We start from the raw sequence: 24,284 nt of genomic DNA on the forward strand, positions 1-24,284 counted from the left end.
TGAGCGCTGTGCTCGCCGCGTCCGCGACCGCCCAGACACAGACGGCGCCACCGCCCCGGGGGGAGGTGGCGCGACTCATCTGGGGCACGCTCACCGCCCTCGGCCACGCCAACCGGACCGGTAATTACACGGTGCTGCGCGATCTGGCGGCATCGGGGTTTCGCGCCGCCAACGACGCGGCGCGGCTGGCCGGGGTGTTCGCGCGCAACCGCGACCTGCCGCTCGGGCGGGCGGTGCTCTACGCCCCGCAACTGAGCGTCGCGCCCGAGATCGCCGAGGACGGCACGCTGCGTCTGCAGGGCCGCATCCCGATGCGCCCCGAGGCGGTGCTGTTCGACATGCTGTTCGTGCAGGAAGACGCCGAGTGGCGGCTCTTGGGCCTTTCGGTGGGGCGCGGCGGCCCCACGGCACCGGACGCGGAGGCGGACGGCGCGCGCGAGTGATCCCCGCGCACGCCCCCCGGTCCGGTCACTCGTGTGCGGTGGCGTAGGCGGTCTCGCGTTCGGACGGCTCGCGCGGCGGGCGCCCGATCACCTCCTTGAGATCGGCCAGTTCGATGAAGTTGTCGGCCTGACGGCGCAGCTCGTCCGAGATCATCGGCGGCTGGCTTCGGATGGTCGAGACCACCGACACGCGCACACCCTGGCGCTGCAGGCTCTCGAGTAGCGGCTTGAAGTCGCCATCGCCCGAGAACAACACGATATGATCGACGCGCGGCGCAAGCTCCATCGCATCGACAGCAAGTTCGATGTCCATGTTGCCCTTGACCTTGCGGCGGCCCTGGCTGTCGGTGTATTCCTTGGCCGGTTTGGTCACCATCGAATAGCCGTTGTAGTGCAGCCAGTCGACGAGCGGGCGGATCGGCGAATACTCGTCATTGTCAAGCAGCGCGGTATAGTAGAAAGCGCGAAGCAGCTTGCCCCGGCGCATGAACTCGTTGCGCAGCAGCTTGTAGTCGATGTCGAAGCCAAGCGCCTTGCCTGCGGCATAGAGATTCGATCCGTCGATGAACAAGGCCAGACGGTCATCCTTGTAAAACATCCTGGAATGTCCTTTCAAATCGGTTCGGCGCGTCTGTGAGTGGTGAGTGGTGTGGCGCGCCGTATGGTTTTCGAGAATTAATGGGTGGTCGTGCCGCCCGCAAGGGACGACCAATTCACAAAAGGATAGTTTTGCGATGACGTCGAATCAACTGTGCTTGATCGCACTGGGCGCAAACCTGCCGTTGCGCGACGGAACCGGCGGGGACGGCCCGGGGGCGACGCTCGATGCTGCGCTGCGGCATCTCGGGGCGATGGCGGACACGCCCCCGACGGCGAGTGCGTTCTACCGCACGCCCGCCTTTCCGCGGGGATCGGGGCCCGATTTCGTCAACGCCGCGGTGGCGCTGCGGATGCCGGGCGCGCCCGGCGACGTGCTGGCGCGGCTGCACGCCATCGAGGCGGAGTTCGGGCGCAGCCGGGCGGCGCGCTGGGGCGCGCGCACGCTCGATCTCGACCTGCTGGCCATGGGCGACCGTGTCCTGCCCGATGCCGCTGGCCACGCGCGCTGGCGCGCGCTCGACACGCGCGAGGCGCAGGGGCAGGTACCTGACCGGCTGATCCTGCCGCATCCGCGGATGCAGGAGCGCGCCTTCGTGCTGGTGCCGCTGGCGGATGTGGCCCCCGACTGGCGTCATCCGCTGCTTGGGAAAACGGTGCGCGAGATGCTCGCGGCGCTGCCTGACGCGGCGCGCGCCGAGGTGGAGGCATTGCCGAATCGGCGCTTGTAAATCCCGGCCCGACGCCTTAAATACATGGCTTCTGATCGAAATGCCCGACAACTGCCGGAGGTCGCATGGCCCGCGTAACCACAGAAGACTGCGTCGACAAGGTCCCGAACCGATTCGATCTGGTGATGCTTGCGGCGCATCGCGCGCGCGAAATCGCCGCCGGCGCGCCGCTCACGGTGGATCGCGACCGCGACAAGAACCCGGTCGTCGCCCTGCGCGAGATCGCCGAAGAGACGCAGTCGGCAGACGACCTGCGCGAACGCCTGATCGAATCGCAGCAAACGCAGATCGAGGTGGACGAGCCCGAAGAGGACACCATGGCGCTGATGATGGGCGCGGAGACCGATCAGCCGGAGCCGGACGACATGTCCGAGGAAAAGCTGCTGCGCGCCTTGATGGAAGCGCAGGGCGAGGGCTGAGGCCCGTCGCAACCGCCAGCGAACCGGGGCGTGCCACCAGATGATCGCCGTCGATGACCTGATCTCGCTGGTGCGGCATTACAATCCGAAGACGGACGAGGCGCTCATCCGCGACGCCTATGCGTTCGGGCGCGAGATGCACGAGGGCCAGACCCGGCACTCGGGCGAGCCCTATTTCACCCATCCCGTTGCCGTCGCCGCGATCCTGACCGAACAGAGGCTGGACGACGCGACCATCGTCACCGCGCTCCTGCACGACACGGTAGAGGACACCAAGGCCTCCTACCGCACGGTGGAAGAGCGGTTCGGCACCGAAATCGCCGAGCTGGTCGATGGCGTGACCAAGCTCACCAACCTGCAACTGTCGAGCTCCGAGACCAAGCAGGCCGAGAATTTCCGCAAGCTGTTCATGGCCATGTCGCGCGATCTGCGGGTCATCCTCGTGAAGCTCGCTGACCGGCTGCACAACATGCGCACGATCAAGGCGATGCGTCCCGACAAGCAGTCGCAGAAGGCGCGCGAGACGATGGACATCTACGCGCCGCTGGCCGGGCGCATGGGGATGCAGTGGATGCGCGAGGAGCTCGAGGATCTGGCGTTCCGCGTGCTGAACCCCGAGGCGCGCGCCTCGATCATCCGCCGTTTCATAACCTTGCAACGCGAGACCGGCGACGTGGTCGAACGCATAACCGGCGACATGCGCGCCGAACTGGACAAGGCCGGCATTGCCGCCGAGGTATTCGGTCGCGCCAAGAAGCCCTATTCGATCTGGCGCAAGATGCAGGAAAAGCAGATGGGCTTCTCGCGCCTCAGCGACATCTACGGCTTTCGCATCATCACCGACAGCGAGGAAAACTGCTACGGCGTTCTCGGCGTGATCCACCGGCGCTGGCGCGCGGTGCCGGGACGGTTCAAGGATTATATCAGCCAACCGAAATCAAACGGCTACCGCTCGATCCACACCACCGTGTCGGGCCGCGACGGCAAGCGGGTGGAGGTGCAGATCCGCACGCAGGCGATGCACGACGTGGCCGAGACCGGGGTCGCGGCACACTGGTCCTACCGCGACGGGGTGCGCGCCGAGAACCCGTTTGCCGTCGATCCGGCGCGCTGGATATCGTCGATGAACGAGCAGTTCGACGCCGAGGAGGATCACGAGGATTTCCTCGAGGCGGTCAAGCTGGAGATGTATGCCGACAAGGTGTTCTGCTTTACCCCCAAGGGCGACGTCATCAAGCTGCCGCGCGGGGCCACGCCGATAGATTTTGCCTATGCCATCCACACAAGGATCGGCCATGCCTGCGTGGGCGCCAAGGTGGACGGCATGCGCGTGCCGCTCTGGACCCGGATCAAGAACGGGCAGTCGGTCGAGATCATCACCGCGGGCGGGCAGATGCCGCAGGCGGCGTGGCTCGACATCGCCACCACCGGCAAGGCGCGCGCCGCCATCCGCCGCGCCCTGCGCGAGCTGGACCGCGACCGCTATGTCAAGCTGGGCCGCGAGCTTGCCCGCTCGGCCTTCGAGCATGTCGGCAAGCGCGCCACCGACAAGGCGCTGGAGGCTGCGGCGCGCACGCTTCGGCTCAAGGATGCCGACGAGGTGCGCGCGCGGCTGGGCAGCGCCGAGTTGACCGCAAGCGAGGTGCTGCGCGCCGTCTATCCGGATCTCGTCCCCGTGGGCGAGGCCGAGGTGGCGCGCGAGCGGGCGGTGATCGGTCTGCGCTCGGATCAGGGCTTTGACCGCGCGCGGTGCTGCCAGCCGCTGCCGGGCGAGCGCATTGTCGGCATCACCCATCGCGGTCAGGGCGTGGTGATCCACGCCATCGACTGCGAGACGCTGTCGCGCTACGATCAGCAGCCCGAGCGCTGGCTCGACCTGCACTGGCACACTGGCAAGCACCCGGCGGTCTATGCCGTCACGCTCGATCTGACCATTGGCAACGACGCCGGCGTGCTGGGTCGGATTTGCACCTTGATAGGCGAGCAGAAGGCCAATATCTCGGATTTGACATTCGTCGACCGGAAACCAGATTTTTACCGATTGCTGATCGATGTCGAGTTGCGCGATGCCGAGCATCTGCACAGCGTCCTGTCGGCGCTTGACGCCGAGGCGGACGTTGCCGCCGTGGAGCGCTATCGCGACCCGTCCCGTTCGGGGGACAAGCGCGAGGAGCCGTAGGCGTGATCTTCAGACGCCGAGACCGTAGGCCGTGGTGGCGCATCGTGGCGGATTTCCTCTGGCCGCGCGGCGGCTGGGCGCGCGCGTTCACCTATGTCAAGCATCGCGTCAATCGCCTGCCCGATCCGCCCGACCGCATCGCGCGGGGCATCTTCGCCGGTGTATTCACCACCTTCACGCCGTTCTACGGGCTGCATTTCCTCGTCGCAGCCGGGATCGCGCTGGTGGTGCGCGGCAACATCCCGGCGGCGCTTCTGGGGACGTTTTTTGGCAATCCGCTGACCTATCTGCCGATCGGGGTGGTCTCCTTGCAGACCGGCCATGTCATCCTCGGGCGGCATACCCCCCACGAGGATGAGATCAGCCGCTCGCTCGGCGGCAAGTTTGTCGATGCAGGCGAGGATCTGAAGAACAACATCATCGCCATGTTCACCGACCGGCAGGCGGATTGGCATGGACTCGGAATTTTTTATGACGAGGTGTTCTTTCCCTACATGATCGGCGGTATCGTGCCCGGGATCGTGGTCGGGCTCGCCGCCTATTACATCAGCCTGCCGGTGGTTGCCGCCTATCAGAAGCGGCGGCGCGGCGCGCTTCGTGCCAAGTGGGAAGCGCTGCGCGAGAAGCGCGCGTCAAAGGACAAGGCGGCGCGTGACACCGGAGAGGACCACAAGCCCGAGCGCGATTCCCCGGCGAGGCGCCCATGAGCGAGGAGCAACCGATGACGGCAGAGACAGGACTGCGCCTTGGCGTGAACATCGACCACGTCGCCACCGTGCGCAACGCGCGGGGTGGCGCCTATCCCGATCCGCTGCGCGCCGCGCGCATCGCCGAAGAGGCGGGGGCCGACGGCATCACCGCGCATCTGCGCGAGGACCGGCGGCATATCTCGGACGCCGATATCGACGGGCTGATGGAGGTGCTGTCGGTGCCGCTCAACTTCGAGATGGCGGCAACGGTGGAGATGCAGAAGATCGCCCTGCGCCACAAGCCCCACGCCGTCTGCCTCGTGCCCGAAAAGCGCGAGGAGCGCACCACCGAGGGCGGGCTGGAAGTGGCGCGCGAGGAGAACCGGCTGGCGCATTACATCGCGCCGCTGCGCGAGGCGGGCTGCCGGGTGTCGATCTTCATCGCCGCCGACTGCCGACAAATCGACGCCGCCCACCGGATCGGGGCCGAGGTGATCGAATTGCACACAGGCGCCTATTGCGACGCCCATGCCGAGGGCGATACCGCCGTCCGCGACCGCGAGTTGCAGTCGCTGACCGAGATGGCCGCCTATGCCCATTCGCTGGGGCTCGAGGTGCACGCGGGCCATGGCCTGACCTACGACACGGTGCAGCCGATCGCGGCCCTGCCCGAGGTGCGCGAGCTCAATATCGGGCATTTCCTGATCGGCGAGGCGATCTTTCTCGGGCTGGCCCCGGCGATTGCCGAGATGCGCCGCCTGATGGATGAGGCGCGGGGCTGATGCGGGGCCGATGCCCGATCCCGTGATCCCCACCGCCCCCGAGCGGCAGGCCCTGTCGGAGATCTGCGACTGGGCGTTGCGCCTCGCCGAGGGTGAGGGCGCGCCGAAATTCACCGCGGCCATCCTGCACGGCGATGCAGAGATCGCGCGGGCGCGCAACGAGGTGGCCGCGACCTGCGATCCGAGCCGCCATGCCGAGATCGTCGCCATCGCCGCGGCGGCCCGGCGGCTTGGCCGGCGCGACCTGTCGGGCCACACGCTCCTGTCCTCCTGCCAGCCTTGCGAGATGTGCCTCGCCGCGATGCGCTGGGCGCGGATCGACCGGCTGATCTTTGCCGCGCGGAGGGAAAGCCTGGGCGCGGGGTTTTTTCAGTTCGGCGCGCTGGATATCGGTGATCTCGCACGCGCCTCGGGCCATGCCTTCGCCTATCTTGGCGGCGTCGGGGAGGCGCGGGTGCTGCCCCTCTACCGCCCGCAGGACGAGAGCGGTGACGCATGAGCCGGGTGGTCGTCCTTCTGCTTGGTTTTGCGCTGGCCGCGGTCGCGCTGTGGCAACTCGAGGCGCAGCGCGCGGGGCTGGAGATCACCACGCGGCATGTCGGCGAGACACCGGTGACGCGCATCGCATTGCCCGGTGCGGATGGTCCGGTGGCGGTGTTGGCGCACGGCTTTGCCGGGTCGCGGCAGATGATGCAGGCTTATGGGCAGGATCTGGCGCGGGCGGGCTACCGGGTCTGGGCGTTCGACTTTCTCGGGCATGGGCGCCACCCCGGGCCGATGTCGGGTGATGTGAACAGCATCGACGGCACCACGCGGATGCTGATCGAGCAGACGCGGGGCGTGGTGGATGCGGCGCTGGCGGCGGAGGGCTGGCAGGGCGAGGTCGCGCTCCTGGGGCATTCCATGGCCACCGATATCATCATCCGCACCGCGACCAGTGATCCCCGGATCGGCCCCGTGGTGGCAATCTCGGCCTTTTCCAAGGCGGTGACAGCGACTGCACCTGAAAACCTTTTGCTCATCACCGGCGCGTGGGAGCCGGGGCTGCGCGGCTTTGCCCGGGATGCCGTGGAGATGGTGGACCCCGAGGCGGGCGAGGGCGAGACCGCGCGCGCGGGCGAGGTGATCCGCCGGGCGGTCGTGGCCCCGTTGGCCGAGCATGTGGCGGTGCTGCACAGCCGCGCGGGGCGGGCCGAGGCGGTGGCGTGGCTCGATGCCGCCTATGGGCGCGAGAGCGATATCGCGGTGCGCGCGACGGGGCCGTGGTTTCTGGCGCTGATGGTCGCCATCGTGGCGCTGGCGGCACCGCTCTCGCGGCTCTTGCCAGAGCGTGCGCCGCCGGTGCCGGGGGCGCTTTCATCGGGGCGCTTTGCGCTGGTCGTGGGCCTGCCCGCGGCTCTTGCGCCGCTTCTGGCGGTGCAGGTGGAAACGCGGCTCCTGCCGGTGCTGGTGGCGGATTACCTTGCGCTGCATCTGGCAATTTATGGCCTTTGCCAACTGTCCCTGCTTTGGTGGCTGGGTCGGCGGCCCGAGGCGCTGCGGCCCGTCGCGGTGCTGGCGCTTCTGGTCTGGGGTTTGGGCGTTTTCGGCTTTACGCTCGACCGGTATGGCGCGAATTTCTGGCCGACGCCCGAGCGTCTGACCATCATTGCCGCCCTCTGCCTTGGCGCGCTGCCCTTCATGCTGGGCGATGCGCTGCTGGCACGCGGGGCCGCGCTCTGGCAACGCATCACGGCACGGCTGGGCTTTCTGCTGTCGCTCGCACTTGCCGTGCTGCTCGATACCGAGCGGCTGTTCTTTCTCGCCATGATCGCGCCGGTGATCCTGCTCTTCTTCCTGATATTCGGGTTGATGGGCCGGTGGGTTGCGGCGCGGGCAGGGGCTGTCTCGGCGGGCGTGGCACTCGGCCTGATCCTCGCCTGGGCGCTTGGCGTGAGCTTTCCACTTTTTGCACCCGGAGGGCAGGGATGATCCTTGGTATCGGCACTGATCTGGCGAATATCGAGCGGATCGCGGGTACGCTGGAGCGGTTCGGCGACCGGTTTCGCAACCGCGTCTTTACCGATATCGAACAGGCCAAGGCCGAGCGCCGCGCCGACGTGGCGGGCACCTATGCCAAGAGGTGGGCCGCCAAGGAGGCGTGTTCCAAGGCGCTCGGCACCGGGCTGCGCATGGGAATCGCGTGGAAGGACATGGCGGTGACAAATCTGCCCACCGGCCAGCCGGTGATGCACGTCACGGGCTGGGCCGCCGACCGGCTGGCCGCGATGACGCCCGCGGGGCACGAGGCGATCATCCACGTTACGCTGACCGACGATCACCCCTGGGCGCAGGCCTTTGTGGTGATCGAGGCGCTGCCGCTGCATGAGCGCTGAGCCCGGCGCATTTCCAATGGCCCGGGTTTAGGGCTAACTGACGGTCATGGATATCGTCATTCTCACCACGATCATTGCCGCGCTCTTCCTGGTGATCGGCCTGGCCGAGCCGCTGGCCACGCGCCTGCGCCTGCCCTACAGCGTGATCCTCGCGGGTCTCGGCATCATGATCGGGGTGGCGGCGAGCTTCTTCCTGCGCACCGAACTGACCGATGCGCTCAACCCGGTGGCCGAGGCGATCCTCGCGCTGCCGATCCGATCCAACGTGTTCCTCTACGTTTTCCTGCCGACGCTGCTCTTCCAGGTGACCCTGGGCATGAACCTGCGGCGGATGCTGGACGACTGGGTGCCGATCCTCGTGCTGGCGGTGGTCGCGGTGGTGGTGGCGACGCTGTCGGTGGGCTATGCGCTTGCTTGGACCGGCGCGCTGCCGCTGGCGGCCTGCCTGCTCGTCGGGGCCATTGTCTCGACGACCGACCCGTCGGCCGTGGTGTCGATCTTCCGCTCCCTGTCGGCCCCGCGCCGCCTGACCCGGATCATCGAGGGCGAAAGCCTGCTCAACGATGCCGCCGCGATCGCGCTCTTCGGGCTGTTCATGGGGTTCGTGATGCTGGGCGTGCCCGACCCGAACCCCGTCGACGCGTTGGCGCGCTTTCCCCTGCTGATGGCGGGCGGGGCGCTCACGGGTTGGCTTGCGGCGCGCGCGGCGCTGTGGCTGATGGCGCTCTTTGCCGCGTGGGAAAGGGCGCAGATCTCGATCTCCGTGGCGCTGCCCTATCTCGCCTATATCGTGGCCGAGCAGAGCATCGGCGCATCGGGTGTGATCGCGGTGGTCAGCGCCGGGCTTACCCTCAACCTCGCGGCCCCCGGACGGCTGCGCCCGCAGGCATGGGCCAACATGCGCGAGGTCTGGGACCTGCTGGCGCATTGGGCCGGCGCGCTGATCTTCATCCTCGCCGCCCTGCTGATCCCGCGGCTGCTGGAAAAGGTCCGGATGGAGGATATCGGCCTTGTCGCGGTGGTGATCCTCGCCGCGGCCGGCGCGCGGGCGGTGATCCTGTTCGGGCTGCTGCCGCTTCTGACCGCGCTGAGGCTGTCGCCCGCGGTCGAACGGCCCTACCGGGTGGCGATTCTCTGGGGCGGACTGCGGGGGGCGGTCACGCTCGCCCTCGCGCTCGCGGTGACCGAGAGTTTCCGGGTGCCCGACGGCATTCAGCGCGTGGTGGGTATCCTGGCCACCGGCTTCACGCTGTTTACCCTGGTTGTGCAGGGCACGACGCTTCGGGCGATGATCTGTCGGCTGGGTCTGGACCGGCTCTCGCCGATCGACGAGGCATTGTCGCGGCAGGTGGTGGCGGTCGCGCTTCAGACCGTGCGCGAGGACCTGGGCCGCACCACCGGGAACTACGAGCTGAGCCACGATATCGTCCGTGCCGAGGCCAAGCGTTTCGGCGATCGGCTGGACCAGGCGGTGAAACACGCCGACGCGCGCGCCGAAATCCTCGAGCGCGACCGCGTCACCCTCGGGCTGATCGCGCTTGCCGGGCACGAGCGCGACACGATCCTTGCCCGCGTCCGCGAACGCACGATCTCGGCCCGCATGGCAGAGCAGGTGATCACGGATGCCGAGCGGCTGATCGAGGCGTCGCGCACCGCCGGGCGCAGCGGCTATCAGCGTGCGGCGCGCCAGAGCATCGCCTATGGCCGCGTGTTCCGCGCCGCCGTCGTGCTCAACAACCGGCTCGGCCTGTCGGCCCCGCTCGCGCATCTGACGGCCGTCCGGTTCGAGCACCTCCTGTCGCAGCGCCTGATCCTGCGCGACCTAGGCGCGTTCATCGACCGGCGCATCCGGCGGATTCACGGCCGACGCGTGGCCGAGCTGCTGCGCGATCTTCTTGCGCGCCGCATCGAGGGAGTGGAGAGCGCCCTCGACGGGCTGCGCCTGCAATATCCGGGATACGCCGAGAAGCTCGAGCGCCGCTTCATCCGTCGCACCGCGCTTCGGCTGGAAGAGCGGGAATACGTCACCATGCGCGAGGACGGGCTGATCGGTGCCGAGGTTCACACCTCGCTCATGGCCGATATCGCGCGCCGTCGTGCCGCGACCGAGGCGCGCCCCCGGCTCGACATCGCGCCGCAACGCACCGAACTGATCCGGCAGTTGCCGCTGTTTTCCGATCTCGACGAGGCCGGGCTGCGGCGTCTGAGCCGCGCGCTCGCGACCCGCTATGTCAATCCCGGCGATCTTCTGATGCGCAAGGATACCCAGGCCAACAGCGTCTTTTTCATCGCCTCCGGCGCGGTCGAGGTGGAACGCGCGGGCGAGACATGGCGGCTCGGGCGCGGCGAGATGTTCGGCCAGATGGGCGTGCTCATGCGCAAGACCCGTGTCGCCGAGGCGCGCGCCATCGCGCCGTCGACCCTGCTTGTGCTCGACGAGGCACGGTTCCGCCGCCTGTTGCAGCGAAGCGCGGCGCTGCGCGAGGCGGTCCGGCAGAGCGCCGGAAAGCGCGGCATCGACCCCGAGGCACTGTTTTCCGGCGCGCGGCAGGGGGCCTGAGCGCCGACACCCGCTCGCGCCTTGACACCCCGGCCCCCGCGCCCCATGAAGCGCCGGACCACGAGGCACCCCCGGCGGAGACAGGCATGGCATCCCAGACCCAGAAAGGCAGCTCCATCTGGGAGACGGTCAAGACCGTCTTCTGGGCGCTGATCATCGCGGGCATCTTCCGCACCCTTTTCTTTCAGCCGTTCTGGATCCCGTCGGGGTCGATGAAGGATACGCTGCTCATTGGCGATTTCCTGTTCGTCAACAAGATGGCCTATGGCTATTCCTACGCCTCCTGCCCGTCGATCCGGCTGGGCGGGCTCGATATCGATGCGGCCGATATCTGCGGCTGGCTCGACGGCGACAACACCCGCATCCTCGGGAGCGAGCCCGAGCGCGGCGATATCATCGTGTTTCGCCATCCCGTCGACGGCACCGATTTCATCAAGCGGTTGATCGGGCTTCCGGGCGACCGGATCCAGATGCGCGGCGGCGTGCTGCACATCAATGGCAAGCCGGTGGAGATCGAACCGGCGGGCGCGTTCGTCGAGGAATTCGCCCCGCAGGGCCCGATGCGCATCCGCCCGCGCTGTTCCAACGGTGTGGTCGGCGTGGGGGCGGATTGCATCAAGCAGCGCTTCACCGAAACGCTGCCGGGCGGGACCCGCCACGCTTTCCTCGACATCGGGCCGCAGCGCGCCGACAATACCGGCGTGTTCACGGTGCCCGAGGGGCATTACTTCTTCATGGGCGACAACCGCGACAATTCCACCGATTCGCGCTTTCCACAGGCCGTGGGGGGCGTCGGCTTCGTGCCGTATGAAAACCTCATCGGGCGCGCCAACCGGGTGATCTTTTCCTCGGCGGGGCGGTCGATGCTGTTCTTCTGGACATGGCGCGGAGATCGCTTCTTCGAGGGGCTGGAGTGAAGCTTTCCGGCGAGATGCGGGCCTTTGCCGGGCGGCTCGGGCATGATTTCGCCCGGCCCGCGCTGCTGATCGAGGCGTTGACGCATTCGTCTATTTCCTCGCCCGGGCGGACAGACAACCAACGGCTGGAATTCCTTGGCGACCGGGTGCTCGGCCTCGTGATGGCCGAGGCGCTGCTCGAGGCGGACAGTGCCGCCGCCGAGGGCCAGCTTGCACCGCGTTTCAACGCGCTTGTGCGCAAGGAAACCTGCGCCGCCGTGGCGCGCGAGATCGACCTCGGCGCGGTGCTCAAGCTCGGGCGGTCCGAGATGCTCTCGGGCGGGCGGCGCAAGGAGGCGCTGCTGGGCGATGCGATGGAGGCGGTGATCGCGGCGGTCTATCTCGACGGGGGCTACGAGGCCGCGCGCGCCGTCGTGCTGCGGCTCTGGGGCGCGCGGATCGCGTCGGTGGAGGCGGATGCCCGCGACGCCAAGACAAGCCTCCAGGAATGGGCGCAGGCGCGCGGCCTGACGCCGCCGGCCTATGTCGAGACGGACCGTTCGGGCCCGGATCACGCGCCGCAATTCACCATCGAGGCGCGGCTCGACAGCGGCGAGCGCGCGGAGGCCACCGCCGGATCGAAGCGGCAGGCGGAACAGGCGGCGGCGGGGGCCTTGCTGGCGCGATTGGAGACAGGAACATGACCACCACCCGCGCCGGATTCGTCGCCCTGATCGGAGAGCCCAACGCGGGCAAATCCACGCTGCTCAATCGCATGGTGGGGGCCAAGGTCAGCATTGTCACCCACAAGGTGCAGACCACCCGCGCGCGTATTCGCGGCGTGGCGATGGCGGGCGACAGCCAGATCGTGTTCGTGGACACGCCGGGCCTGTTTCAGCCGCGCCGCAGGCTCGACCGGGCGATGGTGACGGCGGCGTGGGGGGGGGCTGCGGATGCCGATATCGTGGTGCTGCTGATCGAGGCGCATCGCGGGATCACCGAGGGTGTGGAGCGCATCCTCGAACGCCTCGGTGAGATCGCAAAGGGACACAAGATAGCCCTTGCGATCAACAAGATAGACCGCGTCGAGGCCCCCGTCCTGCTGGCGCTCACCAAGGAGATGAACGACCGGTTCGCGTTCGAGCGGACGTTCCTCATCTCCGCCGAGAAGGGGCATGGCGCGGGCGATCTGCGCGACTGGCTGGCGAGCGAGGTGCCCGAGGGGCCGTGGCTCTACCCCGAGGATCAGATCGCCGACCTGCCGATGCGGATGATCGCCGCCGAGATGACGCGGGAGAAGCTGACGCTGCGGCTGCATCAGGAACTGCCCTATCAACTGACCGTCGAGACCGAGAGCTGGGACGAGCGCAAGGACGGGTCGGCGCGGGTGGATCAGGTGATCTACGTGACGCGCGACGGTCACAAGGGGATCGTGCTGGGCCATCGCGGCGAGACCATCAAGGCCGTGTCCAAGGCCGCGCGCGAGGAGCTGGAGGCGTTCCTGGATCGGCGTATCCATTTGTTTTTGCAGGTAAAGGTGCGAACGGGCTGGATGGAGGAATCCGAGCGCTACTCCGAGATGGGACTGGATTTCAAGGACGGGAACTGATGCCGTGGCCCGGCTGACCGCGCGGTTCTGGGTCGATGCCTATCTGGCGCGGCTGCGGCTGGCGGATATCCCCGCCTTCGTGGTGGCGCATGGCGATGACACGGCGGGCGCGGTGCTGGTCAAGCTCAACACGCTGGACGGAAAAGCACATCTTTTTCAACGGTCTGTCGATCTCATGACGGGTGAGCGGGCTTGGGTCGTCCTGGCCGGGGGAGACGAGGCGGAGGTGGATGCAACCATCGACCGGCAGCGGGGTTTCGACCCGGACCTGTGGGTGGTCGAGGTGGAGGACCGGGCGGGGCGGCACCTGCTCGACGCGGACGGGCTGGGCGGGTGAGCGATGGACTGGCGCGATCAGGGCATATTGCTGAGCACGCGGCACCACGGAGAAACCTCTGTTATCATTGACGTTTTTACGCCAGAGTACGGGCGGCACGCGGGCGTTGTGCGCGGCGGCGCGTCGCGGCGGATGGCGCCGGTGTTGCAACCCGGCGCGCAACTGGACGTGGAATGGCGCGCGCGGCTAGAGGATCACCTTGGCACATTCCGGGTTGAGCCTTTGAAATCAAGGGCTTGGGTGATGGGAGATCGGCTCGCGCTGGCCGGGCTCAACGCGGTCTGCGGGCTGTTGCGCTTTGCCCTGCCGGAGCGCGAGGCGCACGGATCACTCTACCGTAAGAGCCTGATTTTGCTCGACCTTCTGGATCAGCCGGAGATCTGGCCGCTGGCCTATCTCAACTGGGAGATGACGCTGCTGGAGGAGATGGGCTTTGGCCTGGACCTGCGGCGCTGTGCGGTGATGGGGGAAAAAGCCAATGATCTCAGCTATATATCCCCGAAAACCGGGCGAGCGGTGTCGCGGGTGGGGGCGGGTGAGTGGGCCGACCGGCTGCTGCCGCTGCCGCCCTGCCTGTTGGGCGACGGTCCCGCGCCCGATACGGAAATCGTGCAAGGGCTTGATGTGACGGGGTATTTCCTGCGTCACCACCTTGCGCCGCATCTTGGCGACAAGCCCCTGCCCGACGCCCGCGCGCGGCTGGTGAGCCTCGTGACGGCGCGGGCGGGTGCCGGGTGAACCTGTAGGTTCAGGCGACGAACCGCGAGGTTCGGGAGGGGCACCGTGCGGTGCCCCTGTCAGCGGACCGGTCAGCGGACCGGTTAGCGGACCGTGACGACGGTGCATTCGGCGTTGTTGTTGACCTTTTGCGCGACGCTGCCGGCGAGCAGCGAGCGGATGCGCCCGAGACCGCGATGGCCGATCACGATCATGTCGGCCCCGGCCTTTTCGGCCATGTCGAGGATGCCGTCGGCGGGGTCGTCATCGGCGGTCAGGGTGTCCACCTTGCCCGCCCCCGCGGCGCGGGCGCGGTCGACACCGCGTGTCACGATTTCGTCCCCCATGAGGGTGATCATGCGCACCACGTCCGAGGACGGCCGCGAGGATGAGAAGATGTCGCCGCCGCCCGAGCCGCTGAGGATGTTGAAATCGACCTGCTGGGTCTTCTGGACCGATTCGACGATATGCTCGACCTCGGCCATGCGGGCAAGCTCGCGCGAGGGTCGGCCGAATTGCAGCACATGGCCGATGGTGAGCGGCACGTCGAATTTCGCCGCGAGTTCGGCGGCGAGGTCGATGGCCTTGTTGGCGGTATCCGATCCGTCGGTCGCGACAAGGATATGGGTCTTCATGGCTGGTGTCCTCCCTTTGCCCGGGGACGTACAGGTGCTGCACGGCCCCCTCGGGGGACAGCTTGGCATATCCGGCGGGGTGGTGGCTTTGATCGCGATCAAGGCGGGGAATGGCCTGAAGGGGACGTTGGCCCACCGGTTGGGGAGCCGCGCAGCGCCCGACCGCGGGTGGGCGCTCCGACGGTGAGCCGATGCACTTTATGGTGCGGCATATTCCGGCGATTGCAGTGGCTTGAGCGGATGAATAGCGCCCGCCCGTCCGGGCGGTCGGGCGCTGCGCGGCGGTGCCTTGCGGCACCTTGATTCCGCGCGTGGGCAAGCACCTGAGGTCGGCAACAGGCCACAAACTGCCTGACCCTGCCGCGTGCGCCCCACCCCCCCTACTCCGCCGCGCGGAACACCATCTCGCGGCCCGCGTCGTTGGACAGGATCAGCGTATCGCCCGCGATCTCGGCCAGCGTCATATCGCCGAGCGCGCGGAAGTAGCGGGTTTCGGCGTCGAGATCGGGGCAGGCGCGTTTCGTGCCGATGATGTGTCCGGCGGAGAACCACGGGTAGGGCACGGTCTGTTGGCCGGAGTAGCGGTTGCACGGGGCCTCGCCCGCGAGGCGGCCCTCCTCCGGGAAGGTGAGCGTGGCGCGGGCGGGAAAGGCAGCCCCGTCGATGCTGCGCAGCACCCATGTCGCCGTGGCCCCGCCGTGGCCCGAGACGGTCTCGTCCTTGCAATACCCCAGCAGCGACATGGCGACGAGAACGAGCGCGAAGCGCATGGCGATCACCTCAACGCCAGAACCAGATCGACCAGCGAGCCGATGGCCTCGCGGTTGGCCTCTGCCGTGCCGAGCGCCTGCATTCCGATGGCCGCGCCCAGCAGGATGCGCGACAATTCCGGGTTGGCGATGCCGCAGGCGGCGAGCAGCGCGCCGAGACGGTCGTGGCGGAGCGCATCGGTGCGCGCCACGGCCTGCGCGGCGAGGCGGTCGGTGGCGGCCCAGGCGCGGATCGCCGGTTCGGCGGCCTGCGGCGTGTCCGGGTCCGGCGCGGCGATGGCCTGCGCGGTGGCGCGCAGCCGGGCGGCGTCGGGGCCGTCGGCGGCAGGGTCGAGCGCGCTCTCCGCCGCCGCCTGCCACAGCGACAACAGCGCCCCGGAATAGGCGGGGACATCCGCGAAATGCCAGTAGAAAGAGCCCTTGGTGGCACCAAGGCGGCGCGCCAGCGGCTCGGCCCCGAGCGCGCCCGGCCCGGTCTCGCACAGCGCGTCGAGCCCGGCGGCGAGCCAGTCGTCGGGCGTGAGGCGAGGGCGGCGCGGCGCGGTCATGCCCCTGTGCTTAAGCGGTGCGCGGGGGCGCGGCAAGGGGCGCGATGGCCGCGGAGCGCGGCGCGCGCTGTCACGAAAGCTTTGCACCGATGTCGCACGCTTTTCGCACGGCGAGCCTAGAGAACGCGCAACGGACATGGGGGTGAGACGTGCTGCTGACAATCGAGGCGCTGACCAGGAGATTCGGCCGGAACACGGCGGTGGATTCGGTGAGCCTGTCGGTGGACCGGCCCGCGATGATCGGGATCATCGGACGGTCGGGGGCCGGCAAATCCACGCTGTTGCGGATGATGAACCGGCTGACCGATGCCACCTCGGGGCAGATCGTGTTCGAGGGGCGCGACGTGACCGCGCTGAAAGGGGCCGGCAAGCGCGCCTGGCAGTCGCAATGCGCGATGATATTCCAGCAGTTCAACCTCGTGCCGCGGATGGACGTGGTCAGCAACGTGCTGCACGGCACGCTCAACCGCCGCCCGGTGCTGGCGACGATGTTCAACCTCTACCCCGACGCGGATATTCACCGCGCCATCGGGATCCTCGACCGGCTGGGCATCGCCGAACATGCGCCGAAACGCGCCGAGGCGCTGTCGGGCGGGCAGCAGCAGCGGGTGGCGATTGCCCGCGCGCTGATGCAGGACCCCAGGATCATCCTCGCCGACGAGCCGATTGCCAGCCTCGACCCGATGAACGCGCAGATCGTGATGGACGCGCTGCGGCGGATTCACGAGGAGGACGGGCGCACCGTCATTGCCAACCTGCACACGCTCGATACCGCGCGGCGCTATTGCGACCGGGTGGTCGGGATGCTGCACGGGCGCGTGGTGTTCGACGGCACGCCCGAACAGCTCACCACCGGCGTGGCGCGTGACATCTACGGGGCCGATGCGAGCTTTACCGAGGACAGCACATCGACCGCCATCGAAACGCTGGACCGTGGGACGGTGCGCGCGCTGCGCGAGGCCGAAGCCGCGGTCTGACGACCCCCTGGCCCGCCGGGGGGTGGCGGGTCATCAACCCAAGACAACCCAACCGGAGAGAGACACATGACCAAACTCATTGCTGCCATCGTGGCCACCACCGCCCTCGTCAGCCCCGCGCTGGCGCAGGACAAGATCGACGAATTCCGCATCGGCGTGCTGGGCGGAGAGAACGCGCAGGACCGCATGACCTCGAACGAGTGTCTGCGGGAAAAGACCGAAGAGCTGCTGGGCGTGCCCACCAGGATCTTCACGCCCGCCGATTATGACGGGGTGATTCAGGGTCTGCTGGGCGGCACCATCGACGTCGCCTGGCTGGGTGCGTCGGGCTATGCCAAGACCTACCTGACCGATCCCGACGCGGTCGAGCCGGTTCTGGTCAAGGTCAACACCGACGGCTCCTACGGCTATCATTCCATCGGCTTTGCCCGCAAGGAGACCGGCATCGCCTCGCTGGAGGACATGCAGGGCAAGACCTTCGGCTTTGGCGATCCCAACTCGACCAGCGGCTACCTGATCCCGTCGATCGAGATCCCGCAGGAGATCGGCGCCAGCATGGACTCGGGCGATTATTTCGGCGAGGTGAAGTTTACCGGCGGTCACGAGCAGACCATCGTCGCCGTCGCCAATGGCGACATCGATGCCGGTGTGACCTGGGCCGATGGCCTGGGCGCCTGGGAAGACGGCTATAATTCGGGTGCGCTGCGCAAGGCTGCGGATGCGGGGCTCGTGGACATGAACCAGATGGTCGAAATCTGGAAATCCAAGCCGATCCCCGAAGGCCCGGTCGTTCTGCGTCAGGCGCTGCCCGAGGACGTCAAGCTCAAGGTGACGGGCCTGTGGGCATCGCTCAAGTCGATCGACGCGGATTGTGCCTATGGCGTGCTTCAGGGCGACGCGCTGGGCTTCATGCCGATCACGCATGACGCCTATCTGTCGATCATCGAGGCGCGCAAATCCAAGATGTAAGCCGTCAGGGCTGACACTCGGGCCGGGCCTGCCGCGCGCGCGGGCCCGGTCTTATTTGGCGGGGGATTAGGGATGAGCGATCTGACGGCAGGGCAGACGGGCGCGGCACGGGTCGAGGGCGTGCAAGCCGCCTATATGGCGATGACCCGGCGCAAGCGTGCCTACGGGTCGGTGATGCTGATCGTGTTCGTCGCGCTGATGGTCTCGGGCTTTCAGGTGGCCGACGGGCGCAACGCGGGCGGCTTTTGGGACGGGATCACCAATATCTTTCAGTTCCCCGGCGAGGTGCTGGCCGAGGCAAGCGAGAAGATCGCCAACCTGCCCGACCTCATGTGGAAATTCCTGCCTTCGCTCATCGAGACGATCAACATCGCGGCGGCGGCCACGCTTCTTGGGGCGATGCTTGGCGTGCTGATCTCGCTGCTGGCGACGCGGGGTCTTGCGAAATGGCCGCGCCTGATCGGGCTGTTTCGCCGGGTGATGGACATCCTGCGCGCGGTGCCCGAAATCGTGATCGCGCTGGTGCTGATCTTCATCCTCGGCGGCGGGCCGGTGCCCGCGATGATCGCCATCGCGCTGCACACGGTGGGGGCGCTGGGCAAGCTGTTTTCCGAGGTGAACGAGAATGCGAGCCACAAGCCCGTCGAGGGGTTGCATTCGGTGGGCGCCACATGGGGACAGCGGATGTGGCTCGGCGTGATCCCGCAGGTGGCGCCGAATTACCTGAGCTACGCGCTGCTGCGCTTCGAGATCAACATCCGCGCCTCGGCGATCCTCGGCTTCGTCGGCTCTGGCGGTATCGGCTACGATCTCAAGAACGCGTTTAGCTGGGGCCAGGGCCGCTATGACGAGGTGGCGGCGATCTTTCTGCTGCTGTTCGGGACCATCGTGCTCTTCGACCAGGTGTCGAGCCGCTACCGCAACAAGCTGATCGGGGGAGAGTGAGACCATGACCATGGCACGCGAGGCAGGCTTCGACGCCTCCGGGTTCTTTCGGCGCAAGAAACTCATGGCCTTTGCCGTCCCGGCGGCGATCCTCGCCTATTTCGTCTATATCTTCTTTGCCTTCGACATTCCGGGGCTGGCGGAGCGCGCGCGGATGGACAACGCGCGCATCCTTGTCGCCGACAGCTACAGCTACAAGACCCATGTCACGCGCGACAACCGGACGGGCGATCTGAGCATCGCGGTCGAGGGCGAGAACAAGGGCACATGGCCCGAGGGGCGCAGCCCCGACTGGGTGACGCCGGAGGGCGAGGACCGCACGCGCGTGGCGCTCAGGCACGGGCACGAGGTGGTGATCGAGGGCGACGCCATGCGCTATGACGTGCCGGGCTATGGGTTGATCACGGCGGAGGTGTCGCGGCAGGGCATCGACCTGCGCCTGCCGTCGAACGAGCCCCCCGACTGGATCAGCGCCAGCAATGCGCGCGTCGATATCACCACCGAGGGCGGGCGCGTGACGCTGACACGCGCGCGCACCGAGGTGATGCGCTATGCCTTCGGCTGGGAGCTGTTCTGGTTCACGCTCGACAGCCCGTTCCACGGCCAAAGCTTTGGCGAGTTGGCGGGGCTGGTGGTGTCGGGCGACCGCGTCGTCGAGGGCAAGAGCAACCTCGCCGCCATTCTGCACGACATCTGGAACAACAGGATGTGGCAGCACAAGGATGTGATGTGGGCGATTTTCGAGACCATCCTGATGGCCTTTCTCGGCACCATGGGGGCGGCCATCGTGGCGCTGCCGCTGGCCTTTGCGGCGGCGCGCAACTTCTCGCCGCTGATGGCGGTGCGCGCCATGGTGCGGCGGGTGTTCGATTTCGTGCGCGGCGTCGATGCGCTGATCTGGACGATCATCCTCGCCCGCGCCTTCGGCCCCGGCCCGCTGACCGGCGCGCTGGCGATCCTGATCACCGATACCGGCACCTTCGGCAAGCTCTTCTCCGAGGCGCTGGAGAACGTGGACCGCCGCGAGATCGAAGGCGTGCAATCGACGGGGGCGAGGCCGCTGCAACGCTACCGCTTCGGGGTCATCCCGCAGATCACGCCGGTGCTGCTGAGCCAGCTTCTCTATTACCTCGAATCCAACACCCGCAGCGCCACCATCATCGGCGCGATCACCGGCGGCGGCATCGGGTTGTTGCTGACGCAGGCGATGATCACGCAAAAGGACTGGGAAGAGGTGAGCTATTACATCATTCTCATCCTGATCATGGTGATGGTGATGGATACCGTCTCGGGCTGGTTGCGGCGGCGGCTCATCGCGGCGGATGACAGCGGGGTCTGAGGTGCCGGAAGTGAGTATTTGAACCAGGAAGAAACCGGGGCCTCGGGCTTCTTCTTGGCGAAAATACTCGCGCCGCAGGCATTTATCTCTTGGGGAGCACGACATGCCGGGACTGCACGCCGACGGGGCGGTGATTCACCCCGATTGCGAGATCACCGATTGCGCGTTCGGGGCCTGGACCGAGGTCGGGCGGGGCAGCCGTCTGGCGCATGTGGCGATGGGGGATTACTCCTATTGCGACCGGGCCTGCGATCTGGCCAATGCCGCGATCGGCAAGTTCGCCAATATCGCGAGTTATGTGCGGGTGGGGGCCACGGATCATCCGCTGGACCGGGCGTCCCTGCACCATTTCCTCTATCGCTCGGCGTCCTATTGGGACGATGCCGAGGACGATGCCGAGTGGTTCGCGCGGCGGCGGGCGCGGGTGGCGCGGATCGGGCATGACACATGGATCGGGCACGGCGCGCAGGTGAAGCCGGAGGTGTGCGTGGGCCATGGCGCGGTGGTGGCGGCGGGGGCGGTGGTGACGCGCGACGTGGCGCCCTACACGGTGGTGGCCGGGGTGCCGGCGCGGCCCTTGCGCGCGCGGCTGGCGCCCGATCTGGCGGAGCGGATGATCGCGCTGGCGTGGTGGGACTGGGATCACGCGCGGCTTCGTGCGGCGCTGGCGGATTTTCGGGGTCTGACGGCTGAGGCGTTTCTGGACCGCCACGAGCAGGAATAGGGCGACCACGGGGGCCGCCCTGCACCTGCTGAAATATGGGGGCATATCGGGACGTCGAATGCCGCACAAGGTATCGCGGGGCTGTGACAGGGGCATGACGCGGGGACGGATTCTTCAGTCGTCGGTGAGGGTGAGGGTCATCCGATCGCCGGCGAACCATGTGCGCCCGTATTCGACCGGCGTTCCATCGGGATCGACATTGACCGACAGCGTGCGCAGGAGCGGCGCGCCGGGCGGCAGCGCGAGGTGCAGCGCCTGGGTGGGGCTGGCGGCGGTGGCGGTGAGGCGGGTGGAGGCGCGGGTGTAGTCCGGGATGCCCGCCTCGCGCAGCGCGGCGGTGACCGAGCGGAGGCGGGCGAGCGCCTCGGGCAGGCCGGGCAGGCGGGCCGCCGGGAAGCAGGCGCGGAAGAGCGCCACCGGCACGCCGTCGGCCTGCGAGATGCCGTCGCAGACATGCACCTGCGCGCCCTGCGCGAGGCCGAGCGCCGCGGCCTCGCCCGGGTCGGCGGTGCGGGTCTCGATGGCGAGGATCTCCTTGGCGGGCAGCCTGCCGGCCGCGCGCAGCGCCTCGTGAAAGCGGACGCGGCGGCCGAGCGGGTAATCGGCCGGGCGGTGGGCGACGAAGGCGCCGGCGCCGCGCCGCGTGCGGATCGTGCCCGCCTCGGTCAGGGCGGCGAGGGCGCGGCGCACGGTGTGGCGGTTGACGCCGAAACGGGCAGCGAGGGCGGCCTCGGTCGGCAGCCGGTCGCCGGGGGCGTAGCGGCCTGCGGCGATATCGTCGCGCAGGGTGTCATGGATGCTGCGCCACAGCGCGGTGGGTTTGTCTCGGGGCATGTCACGGAAGTTTCACGGGGTGCGGGCTTGTTGGCGGCCCGGGTTTGCGGTAATTATTTGTCTAGTTGTATAGGAATCTCGACAACTTCGCAAGGTGTCTGTCATGGGCGAAAATTCCGAACGCAAGGCATGGATGGGGCTGCTGGCCCGGGCCCCTGCCGCCGATCTGGACCGGCTGTGGCGCGCGGTGGGGCCGATGCCCGAGCACGAATGGCTGCGCGCGCCCGAGGTGGGTGCGGTGATGGTGCGGGGCCGCGCCGGGGCGGAGGGAGCGGCGTTCAACCTTGGTGAAATGGTGGTGACGCGCTGTGCGGTGCGGCTGGCCGATGGACGGGTCGGGCATGGCCATGTGCAGGGGCGCGGCAAGGATCATGCCGAGCAGGCGGCGCTGATCGACGCGTTGATGCAGGGCGATGAGGCTGCGCGGCTGCGCGGCGCGGTGCTCGACCCGCTGGCGCGTGCCGAGGCCGCGCGCCGCGCCGACCGCGCGGGCAAGGCGGCGGCGACCAGGGTGGATTTCTTTACGCTGGTGCGGGGAGAGGATTGATGGAGACGGCGGCCCTTGGCGGTGGTTTCAATGAGGCATCGGTGGATGCGGCGCGCGCGTTTCGCGCGGTGATGCGGGCGATGGCGCGGCCCGGCACGATCGAGCGGGTCGCCGGGGCCGCGCCGCCCGCGCCGCTGTCGGTCGCCGCCGGCGTGGCGGTGCTGGTGCTGTGCGATCCGGGTACGCTGGTGTACCTGGCGGGCGGGCACGACACGCGCGGCTTGCGCGACTGGATCGGGTTTCACACCGGTGCGCCGGTGGTGGCGGAGCGGGGTGCGGCGATGTTTGCGCTGGGGGTGTGGGAGGCGCTGGCGCCGCTCGATGGCTACGCCTTGGGCGAGGCGGAGTTTCCCGACCGGTCGGCCACGCTGATCGTGGAGGTGGAGCGGCTGGAGCCGTATGGTGCGCGGCTGACGGGGCCGGGGATCAAGGGCGCGTCGGCGCTGTCGCTGCCCGAGGTGGCGGCGTTTCAGGCCAACGCGGCGCGGTTCCCGCTGGGGCTCGATTTCCTCTTGTGCTGTGGCAACCGGCTGGCCGGGCTGCCGCGCAGCAGCCATGTGGAGGCGGGCTGATGTATGTGGCGGTGAAGGGTGGCGAGCGGGCGATCGAGGCGGCGCATGGCTGGCTCGCCGAGGAGCGGCGCGGCGATCCGGGCGTCGCCGGGCTGAGCCTCGGGCAGGTGCGCGAGCAGCTCTCGCTGGCGGTCAACCGGGTGATGGCCGAGGGCTCGCTCTACGACCCCGACCTTGCCGCGCTGGCGATCAAGCAGGCGCGCGGCGACCTGATCGAGGCGATTTTCCTGATGCGCGCCTACCGCACGACGCTGCCGCGCTTTGGCGCGTCGGAGCCGGTGGAGACCGGCGCGATGCGCTGCGATCGGCGGATTTCGGCGGTGTTCAAGGACGCGCCGGGGGGGCAGGTTCTGGGCCCCACGTTTGATTACACCCACCGATTGCTGGATTTCGCGCTGGCCGCCGAGGGGGAGGCACCGGAGGCCGCGCGGGTGGAGGCGGCGGCAGAGGCGATGCCGCATATCATGGGTTATCTGAGCCGCGAGGGGCTGATGGAGCGCGAGGCGGAGGGCACCGCGGCGCCGCCGGACATGACGCGCGCGCCGATGGAATTGCCCGCGGACCGGGCGCTGCGGCTTCAGGCGCTGGCGCGGGGCGACGAGGGGTTCCTCCTGGGCCTCGCCTATTCGACGCAGCGCGGCTATGCGCGCAACCATGCCTTTGTGGCCGAGCTGCGCATCGGCGCGGTGGCGGTGGAGATGGAGATCCCCGAACTGGGGTTTGCCATCGAGCTGGGCGAGGTGGTGCTGACCGAGTGCGAGACGGTCAACCAGTTTACCGGCTCAAAAACCGAGCCTGCGCAGTTCACGCGGGGCTATGGCCTCGTGTTCGGCCAGACCGAGCGCAAGGCCATCGCCATGGCGCTGGTGGATCGCGCGCTGCGCTGGCGCGAGCTGGGCGAGGAGGATCAGGGCGCGCCCGCGCAGGACGAGGAATTCGTCCTGATGCATTGCGACAACATCCAGGCGACGGGCTTTCTGGAGCATATCAAGCTGCCGCATTACGTCGATTTCCAGTCCGAGCTGGAACTGGTGCGCAAGTTGCGGGCCGGGGCCGCGGGCGAACCGCGGGGAGCGGACGAATGACCCCG

28 protein-coding genes are annotated in these 24,284 nt (G+C 68.2%); 23 read left to right on the forward strand and 5 right to left on the reverse strand.

Annotated elements, in window-relative coordinates:
- Positions 1-65 precede the first annotated feature (65 nt).
- Positions 66-443 carry a hypothetical protein gene (locus ACFFU4_RS16980; protein WP_377071048.1) on the forward strand — a complete coding sequence of 126 codons (378 nt, stop codon included), beginning with the start codon at positions 66-68 and terminating at the stop codon, positions 441-443.
- A gap of 25 nt (positions 444-468) precedes the next feature.
- Here ACFFU4_RS16980 and ACFFU4_RS16985 read toward each other — a convergent pair whose 3' ends face one another.
- Entirely contained in the window at positions 469-1,041 is a 573-nt protein-coding gene (locus ACFFU4_RS16985; protein WP_377071049.1) for a LabA-like NYN domain-containing protein, read from the reverse strand.
- Between the two features lie 157 nt (positions 1,042-1,198).
- Here ACFFU4_RS16985 and folK point away from each other — a divergent pair, with 157 nt between their 5' ends.
- The 14 genes from folK to recO all read left to right on the forward strand — a co-directional run bounded on the left by folK (position 1,199) and on the right by recO (position 14,355).
- Entirely contained in the window at positions 1,199-1,771 is a 573-nt protein-coding gene (gene folK / locus ACFFU4_RS16990; protein WP_377071050.1) for a 2-amino-4-hydroxy-6-hydroxymethyldihydropteridine diphosphokinase, read from the forward strand.
- Between the two features lie 65 nt (positions 1,772-1,836).
- Entirely contained in the window at positions 1,837-2,190 is a 354-nt protein-coding gene (gene rpoZ / locus ACFFU4_RS16995; RefSeq protein ID WP_377071051.1) for a DNA-directed RNA polymerase subunit omega, read from the forward strand.
- A gap of 40 nt (positions 2,191-2,230) precedes the next feature.
- Positions 2,231-4,369, forward strand: coding sequence for a RelA/SpoT family protein (locus ACFFU4_RS17000; protein WP_377071052.1), 2,139 nt, complete (start codon positions 2,231-2,233; stop codon positions 4,367-4,369).
- A gap of 2 nt (positions 4,370-4,371) precedes the next feature.
- Entirely contained in the window at positions 4,372-5,076 is a 705-nt protein-coding gene (locus tag ACFFU4_RS17005) for a DUF2062 domain-containing protein (protein ID WP_377071053.1), read from the forward strand.
- Positions 5,077-5,090: 14 nt separating this feature from the next.
- Complete coding sequence (locus ACFFU4_RS17010; RefSeq protein ID WP_377071054.1) at positions 5,091-5,840, forward strand: pyridoxine 5'-phosphate synthase; 750 nt, start codon at positions 5,091-5,093, stop codon at positions 5,838-5,840.
- On the forward strand, positions 5,824-6,339 hold the full coding sequence (locus ACFFU4_RS17015) for a deaminase (RefSeq protein WP_377071055.1): 516 nt from the start codon (positions 5,824-5,826) through the stop codon (positions 6,337-6,339). Before ACFFU4_RS17010 ends, ACFFU4_RS17015 begins: the two co-directional genes overlap by 17 nt.
- Complete coding sequence (locus tag ACFFU4_RS17020; protein ID WP_377071056.1) at positions 6,336-7,811, forward strand: alpha/beta hydrolase; 1,476 nt, start codon at positions 6,336-6,338, stop codon at positions 7,809-7,811. The genes ACFFU4_RS17015 and ACFFU4_RS17020 overlap by 4 nt, the downstream gene beginning before the upstream one ends.
- Positions 7,808-8,215, forward strand: a complete 408-nt coding sequence (gene acpS / locus ACFFU4_RS17025; protein ID WP_377071057.1) for a holo-ACP synthase — start codon at positions 7,808-7,810, stop codon at positions 8,213-8,215. Before ACFFU4_RS17020 ends, acpS begins: the two co-directional genes overlap by 4 nt.
- A gap of 46 nt (positions 8,216-8,261) precedes the next feature.
- On the forward strand, positions 8,262-10,775 hold the full coding sequence (locus ACFFU4_RS17030; protein WP_377071058.1) for a cation:proton antiporter: 2,514 nt from the start codon (positions 8,262-8,264) through the stop codon (positions 10,773-10,775).
- Between the two features lie 86 nt (positions 10,776-10,861).
- Positions 10,862-11,692, forward strand: a complete 831-nt coding sequence (lepB, locus tag ACFFU4_RS17035; protein ID WP_377071059.1) for a signal peptidase I — start codon at positions 10,862-10,864, stop codon at positions 11,690-11,692.
- Positions 11,689-12,375 carry a ribonuclease III gene (gene rnc, locus ACFFU4_RS17040; protein ID WP_377071061.1) on the forward strand — a complete coding sequence of 229 codons (687 nt, stop codon included), beginning with the start codon at positions 11,689-11,691 and terminating at the stop codon, positions 12,373-12,375. The genes lepB and rnc overlap by 4 nt, the downstream gene beginning before the upstream one ends.
- Positions 12,372-13,280 carry a GTPase Era gene (gene era, locus ACFFU4_RS17045; RefSeq protein WP_377071062.1) on the forward strand — a complete coding sequence of 303 codons (909 nt, stop codon included), beginning with the start codon at positions 12,372-12,374 and terminating at the stop codon, positions 13,278-13,280. The genes rnc and era overlap by 4 nt, the downstream gene beginning before the upstream one ends.
- Positions 13,281-13,284: 4 nt before the next feature.
- Positions 13,285-13,617, forward strand: a complete 333-nt coding sequence (locus ACFFU4_RS17050) for a DUF1491 family protein (RefSeq protein WP_377071063.1) — start codon at positions 13,285-13,287, stop codon at positions 13,615-13,617.
- Between the two features lie 3 nt (positions 13,618-13,620).
- Positions 13,621-14,355, forward strand: a complete 735-nt coding sequence (gene recO / locus ACFFU4_RS17055) for a DNA repair protein RecO (protein ID WP_377071064.1) — start codon at positions 13,621-13,623, stop codon at positions 14,353-14,355.
- An 83-nt stretch (positions 14,356-14,438) separates the two neighbouring features.
- On the opposite strand, the gene ACFFU4_RS17060 is transcribed toward recO, so the two are convergent.
- From ACFFU4_RS17060 to ACFFU4_RS17070, 3 genes are all read right to left on the reverse strand, one after another.
- Positions 14,439-14,969, reverse strand: a complete 531-nt coding sequence (locus tag ACFFU4_RS17060) for a universal stress protein (protein WP_377071065.1) — start codon at positions 14,967-14,969, stop codon at positions 14,439-14,441.
- A gap of 380 nt (positions 14,970-15,349) precedes the next feature.
- Positions 15,350-15,739 (reverse strand): META domain-containing protein, encoded by a 390-nt coding sequence (locus ACFFU4_RS17065; RefSeq protein ID WP_377071066.1) that lies wholly within the window; start codon positions 15,737-15,739, stop codon positions 15,350-15,352.
- 5 nt (positions 15,740-15,744) lie between these two features.
- A complete protein-coding gene (locus tag ACFFU4_RS17070) occupies positions 15,745-16,287 on the reverse strand; it encodes a TetR/AcrR family transcriptional regulator (protein ID WP_377071067.1) in 543 nt (180 codons plus the stop codon).
- A 152-nt stretch (positions 16,288-16,439) separates the two neighbouring features.
- Here ACFFU4_RS17070 and phnC point away from each other — a divergent pair, with 152 nt between their 5' ends.
- The 5 genes from phnC (at position 16,440) to ACFFU4_RS17095 (ending at position 21,241) form a co-directional block, all read left to right on the forward strand.
- The gene (gene phnC, locus ACFFU4_RS17075; protein ID WP_377071199.1) at positions 16,440-17,264 is read left to right on the forward strand and encodes a phosphonate ABC transporter ATP-binding protein; all 825 of its coding nucleotides are present in this window, start codon (positions 16,440-16,442) and stop codon (positions 17,262-17,264) included.
- A gap of 66 nt (positions 17,265-17,330) precedes the next feature.
- On the forward strand, positions 17,331-18,233 hold the full coding sequence (phnD, locus tag ACFFU4_RS17080) for a phosphonate ABC transporter substrate-binding protein (protein WP_377071068.1): 903 nt from the start codon (positions 17,331-17,333) through the stop codon (positions 18,231-18,233).
- A gap of 72 nt (positions 18,234-18,305) precedes the next feature.
- A complete protein-coding gene (gene phnE / locus ACFFU4_RS17085) occupies positions 18,306-19,178 on the forward strand; it encodes a phosphonate ABC transporter, permease protein PhnE (RefSeq protein ID WP_377071069.1) in 873 nt (290 codons plus the stop codon).
- Between the two features lie 4 nt (positions 19,179-19,182).
- Positions 19,183-20,517: a phosphonate ABC transporter, permease protein PhnE gene (gene phnE, locus ACFFU4_RS17090; RefSeq protein ID WP_377071070.1), complete on the forward strand. Its 1,335-nt coding sequence runs from the start codon at positions 19,183-19,185 to the stop codon at positions 20,515-20,517.
- Positions 20,518-20,620: 103 nt separating this feature from the next.
- Positions 20,621-21,241, forward strand: coding sequence for an LbetaH domain-containing protein (locus tag ACFFU4_RS17095; RefSeq protein WP_377071071.1), 621 nt, complete (start codon positions 20,621-20,623; stop codon positions 21,239-21,241).
- A 114-nt stretch (positions 21,242-21,355) separates the two neighbouring features.
- Here ACFFU4_RS17095 and phnF read toward each other — a convergent pair whose 3' ends face one another.
- A complete protein-coding gene (phnF, locus tag ACFFU4_RS17100; protein WP_377071072.1) occupies positions 21,356-22,075 on the reverse strand; it encodes a phosphonate metabolism transcriptional regulator PhnF in 720 nt (239 codons plus the stop codon).
- Between the two features lie 103 nt (positions 22,076-22,178).
- Here phnF and phnG point away from each other — a divergent pair, with 103 nt between their 5' ends.
- Genes phnG through ACFFU4_RS17115 form a run of 3 tightly spaced genes read left to right on the forward strand, consistent with a single transcriptional unit; the run spans position 22,179 to position 24,279 of the window.
- Complete coding sequence (phnG, locus tag ACFFU4_RS17105; protein ID WP_377071073.1) at positions 22,179-22,622, forward strand: phosphonate C-P lyase system protein PhnG; 444 nt, start codon at positions 22,179-22,181, stop codon at positions 22,620-22,622.
- Complete coding sequence (phnH, locus tag ACFFU4_RS17110; protein WP_377071074.1) at positions 22,622-23,194, forward strand: phosphonate C-P lyase system protein PhnH; 573 nt, start codon at positions 22,622-22,624, stop codon at positions 23,192-23,194. Before phnG ends, phnH begins: the two co-directional genes overlap by 1 nt.
- Positions 23,194-24,279, forward strand: coding sequence for a carbon-phosphorus lyase complex subunit (locus ACFFU4_RS17115; RefSeq protein WP_377071076.1), 1,086 nt, complete (start codon positions 23,194-23,196; stop codon positions 24,277-24,279). The genes phnH and ACFFU4_RS17115 overlap by 1 nt, the downstream gene beginning before the upstream one ends.
- The last annotated feature ends 5 nt before the right edge of the window (positions 24,280-24,284 follow it).

This window comes from Roseovarius ramblicola (assembly GCF_042430665.1).
GTDB classification, from domain to species: domain Bacteria; phylum Pseudomonadota; class Alphaproteobacteria; order Rhodobacterales; family Rhodobacteraceae; genus Roseovarius; species Roseovarius ramblicola.

Coding starts and splice junctions, on each gene's coding strand:
- recO (WP_377071064.1), top strand. CDS start 13,621: ATGGACTGGCGCGATCAGGGCATATTGCTGAGCACGCGGCACCACGGA.
- ACFFU4_RS17070 (WP_377071067.1), bottom strand. CDS start 16,287: ATGACCGCGCCGCGCCGCCCTCGCCTCACGCCCGACGACTGGCTCGCC.
- ACFFU4_RS17010 (WP_377071054.1), top strand. CDS start 5,091: ATGACGGCAGAGACAGGACTGCGCCTTGGCGTGAACATCGACCACGTC.
- ACFFU4_RS17115 (WP_377071076.1), top strand. CDS start 23,194: ATGTATGTGGCGGTGAAGGGTGGCGAGCGGGCGATCGAGGCGGCGCAT.
- era (WP_377071062.1), top strand. CDS start 12,372: ATGACCACCACCCGCGCCGGATTCGTCGCCCTGATCGGAGAGCCCAAC.
- ACFFU4_RS17015 (WP_377071055.1), top strand. CDS start 5,824: ATGAGGCGCGGGGCTGATGCGGGGCCGATGCCCGATCCCGTGATCCCC.
- ACFFU4_RS17095 (WP_377071071.1), top strand. CDS start 20,621: ATGCCGGGACTGCACGCCGACGGGGCGGTGATTCACCCCGATTGCGAG.
- phnD (WP_377071068.1), top strand. CDS start 17,331: ATGACCAAACTCATTGCTGCCATCGTGGCCACCACCGCCCTCGTCAGC.
- acpS (WP_377071057.1), top strand. CDS start 7,808: ATGATCCTTGGTATCGGCACTGATCTGGCGAATATCGAGCGGATCGCG.
- ACFFU4_RS17020 (WP_377071056.1), top strand. CDS start 6,336: ATGAGCCGGGTGGTCGTCCTTCTGCTTGGTTTTGCGCTGGCCGCGGTC.
- ACFFU4_RS16985 (WP_377071049.1), bottom strand. CDS start 1,041: ATGTTTTACAAGGATGACCGTCTGGCCTTGTTCATCGACGGATCGAAT.
- rpoZ (WP_377071051.1), top strand. CDS start 1,837: ATGGCCCGCGTAACCACAGAAGACTGCGTCGACAAGGTCCCGAACCGA.
- phnH (WP_377071074.1), top strand. CDS start 22,622: ATGGAGACGGCGGCCCTTGGCGGTGGTTTCAATGAGGCATCGGTGGAT.
- ACFFU4_RS17065 (WP_377071066.1), bottom strand. CDS start 15,739: ATGCGCTTCGCGCTCGTTCTCGTCGCCATGTCGCTGCTGGGGTATTGC.
- phnE (WP_377071070.1), top strand. CDS start 19,183: ATGACCATGGCACGCGAGGCAGGCTTCGACGCCTCCGGGTTCTTTCGG.
- phnF (WP_377071072.1), bottom strand. CDS start 22,075: ATGCCCCGAGACAAACCCACCGCGCTGTGGCGCAGCATCCATGACACC.
- lepB (WP_377071059.1), top strand. CDS start 10,862: ATGGCATCCCAGACCCAGAAAGGCAGCTCCATCTGGGAGACGGTCAAG.
- phnG (WP_377071073.1), top strand. CDS start 22,179: ATGGGCGAAAATTCCGAACGCAAGGCATGGATGGGGCTGCTGGCCCGG.
- ACFFU4_RS17000 (WP_377071052.1), top strand. CDS start 2,231: ATGATCGCCGTCGATGACCTGATCTCGCTGGTGCGGCATTACAATCCG.
- ACFFU4_RS17030 (WP_377071058.1), top strand. CDS start 8,262: ATGGATATCGTCATTCTCACCACGATCATTGCCGCGCTCTTCCTGGTG.
- ACFFU4_RS17060 (WP_377071065.1), bottom strand. CDS start 14,969: ATGAAGACCCATATCCTTGTCGCGACCGACGGATCGGATACCGCCAAC.
- phnE (WP_377071069.1), top strand. CDS start 18,306: ATGAGCGATCTGACGGCAGGGCAGACGGGCGCGGCACGGGTCGAGGGC.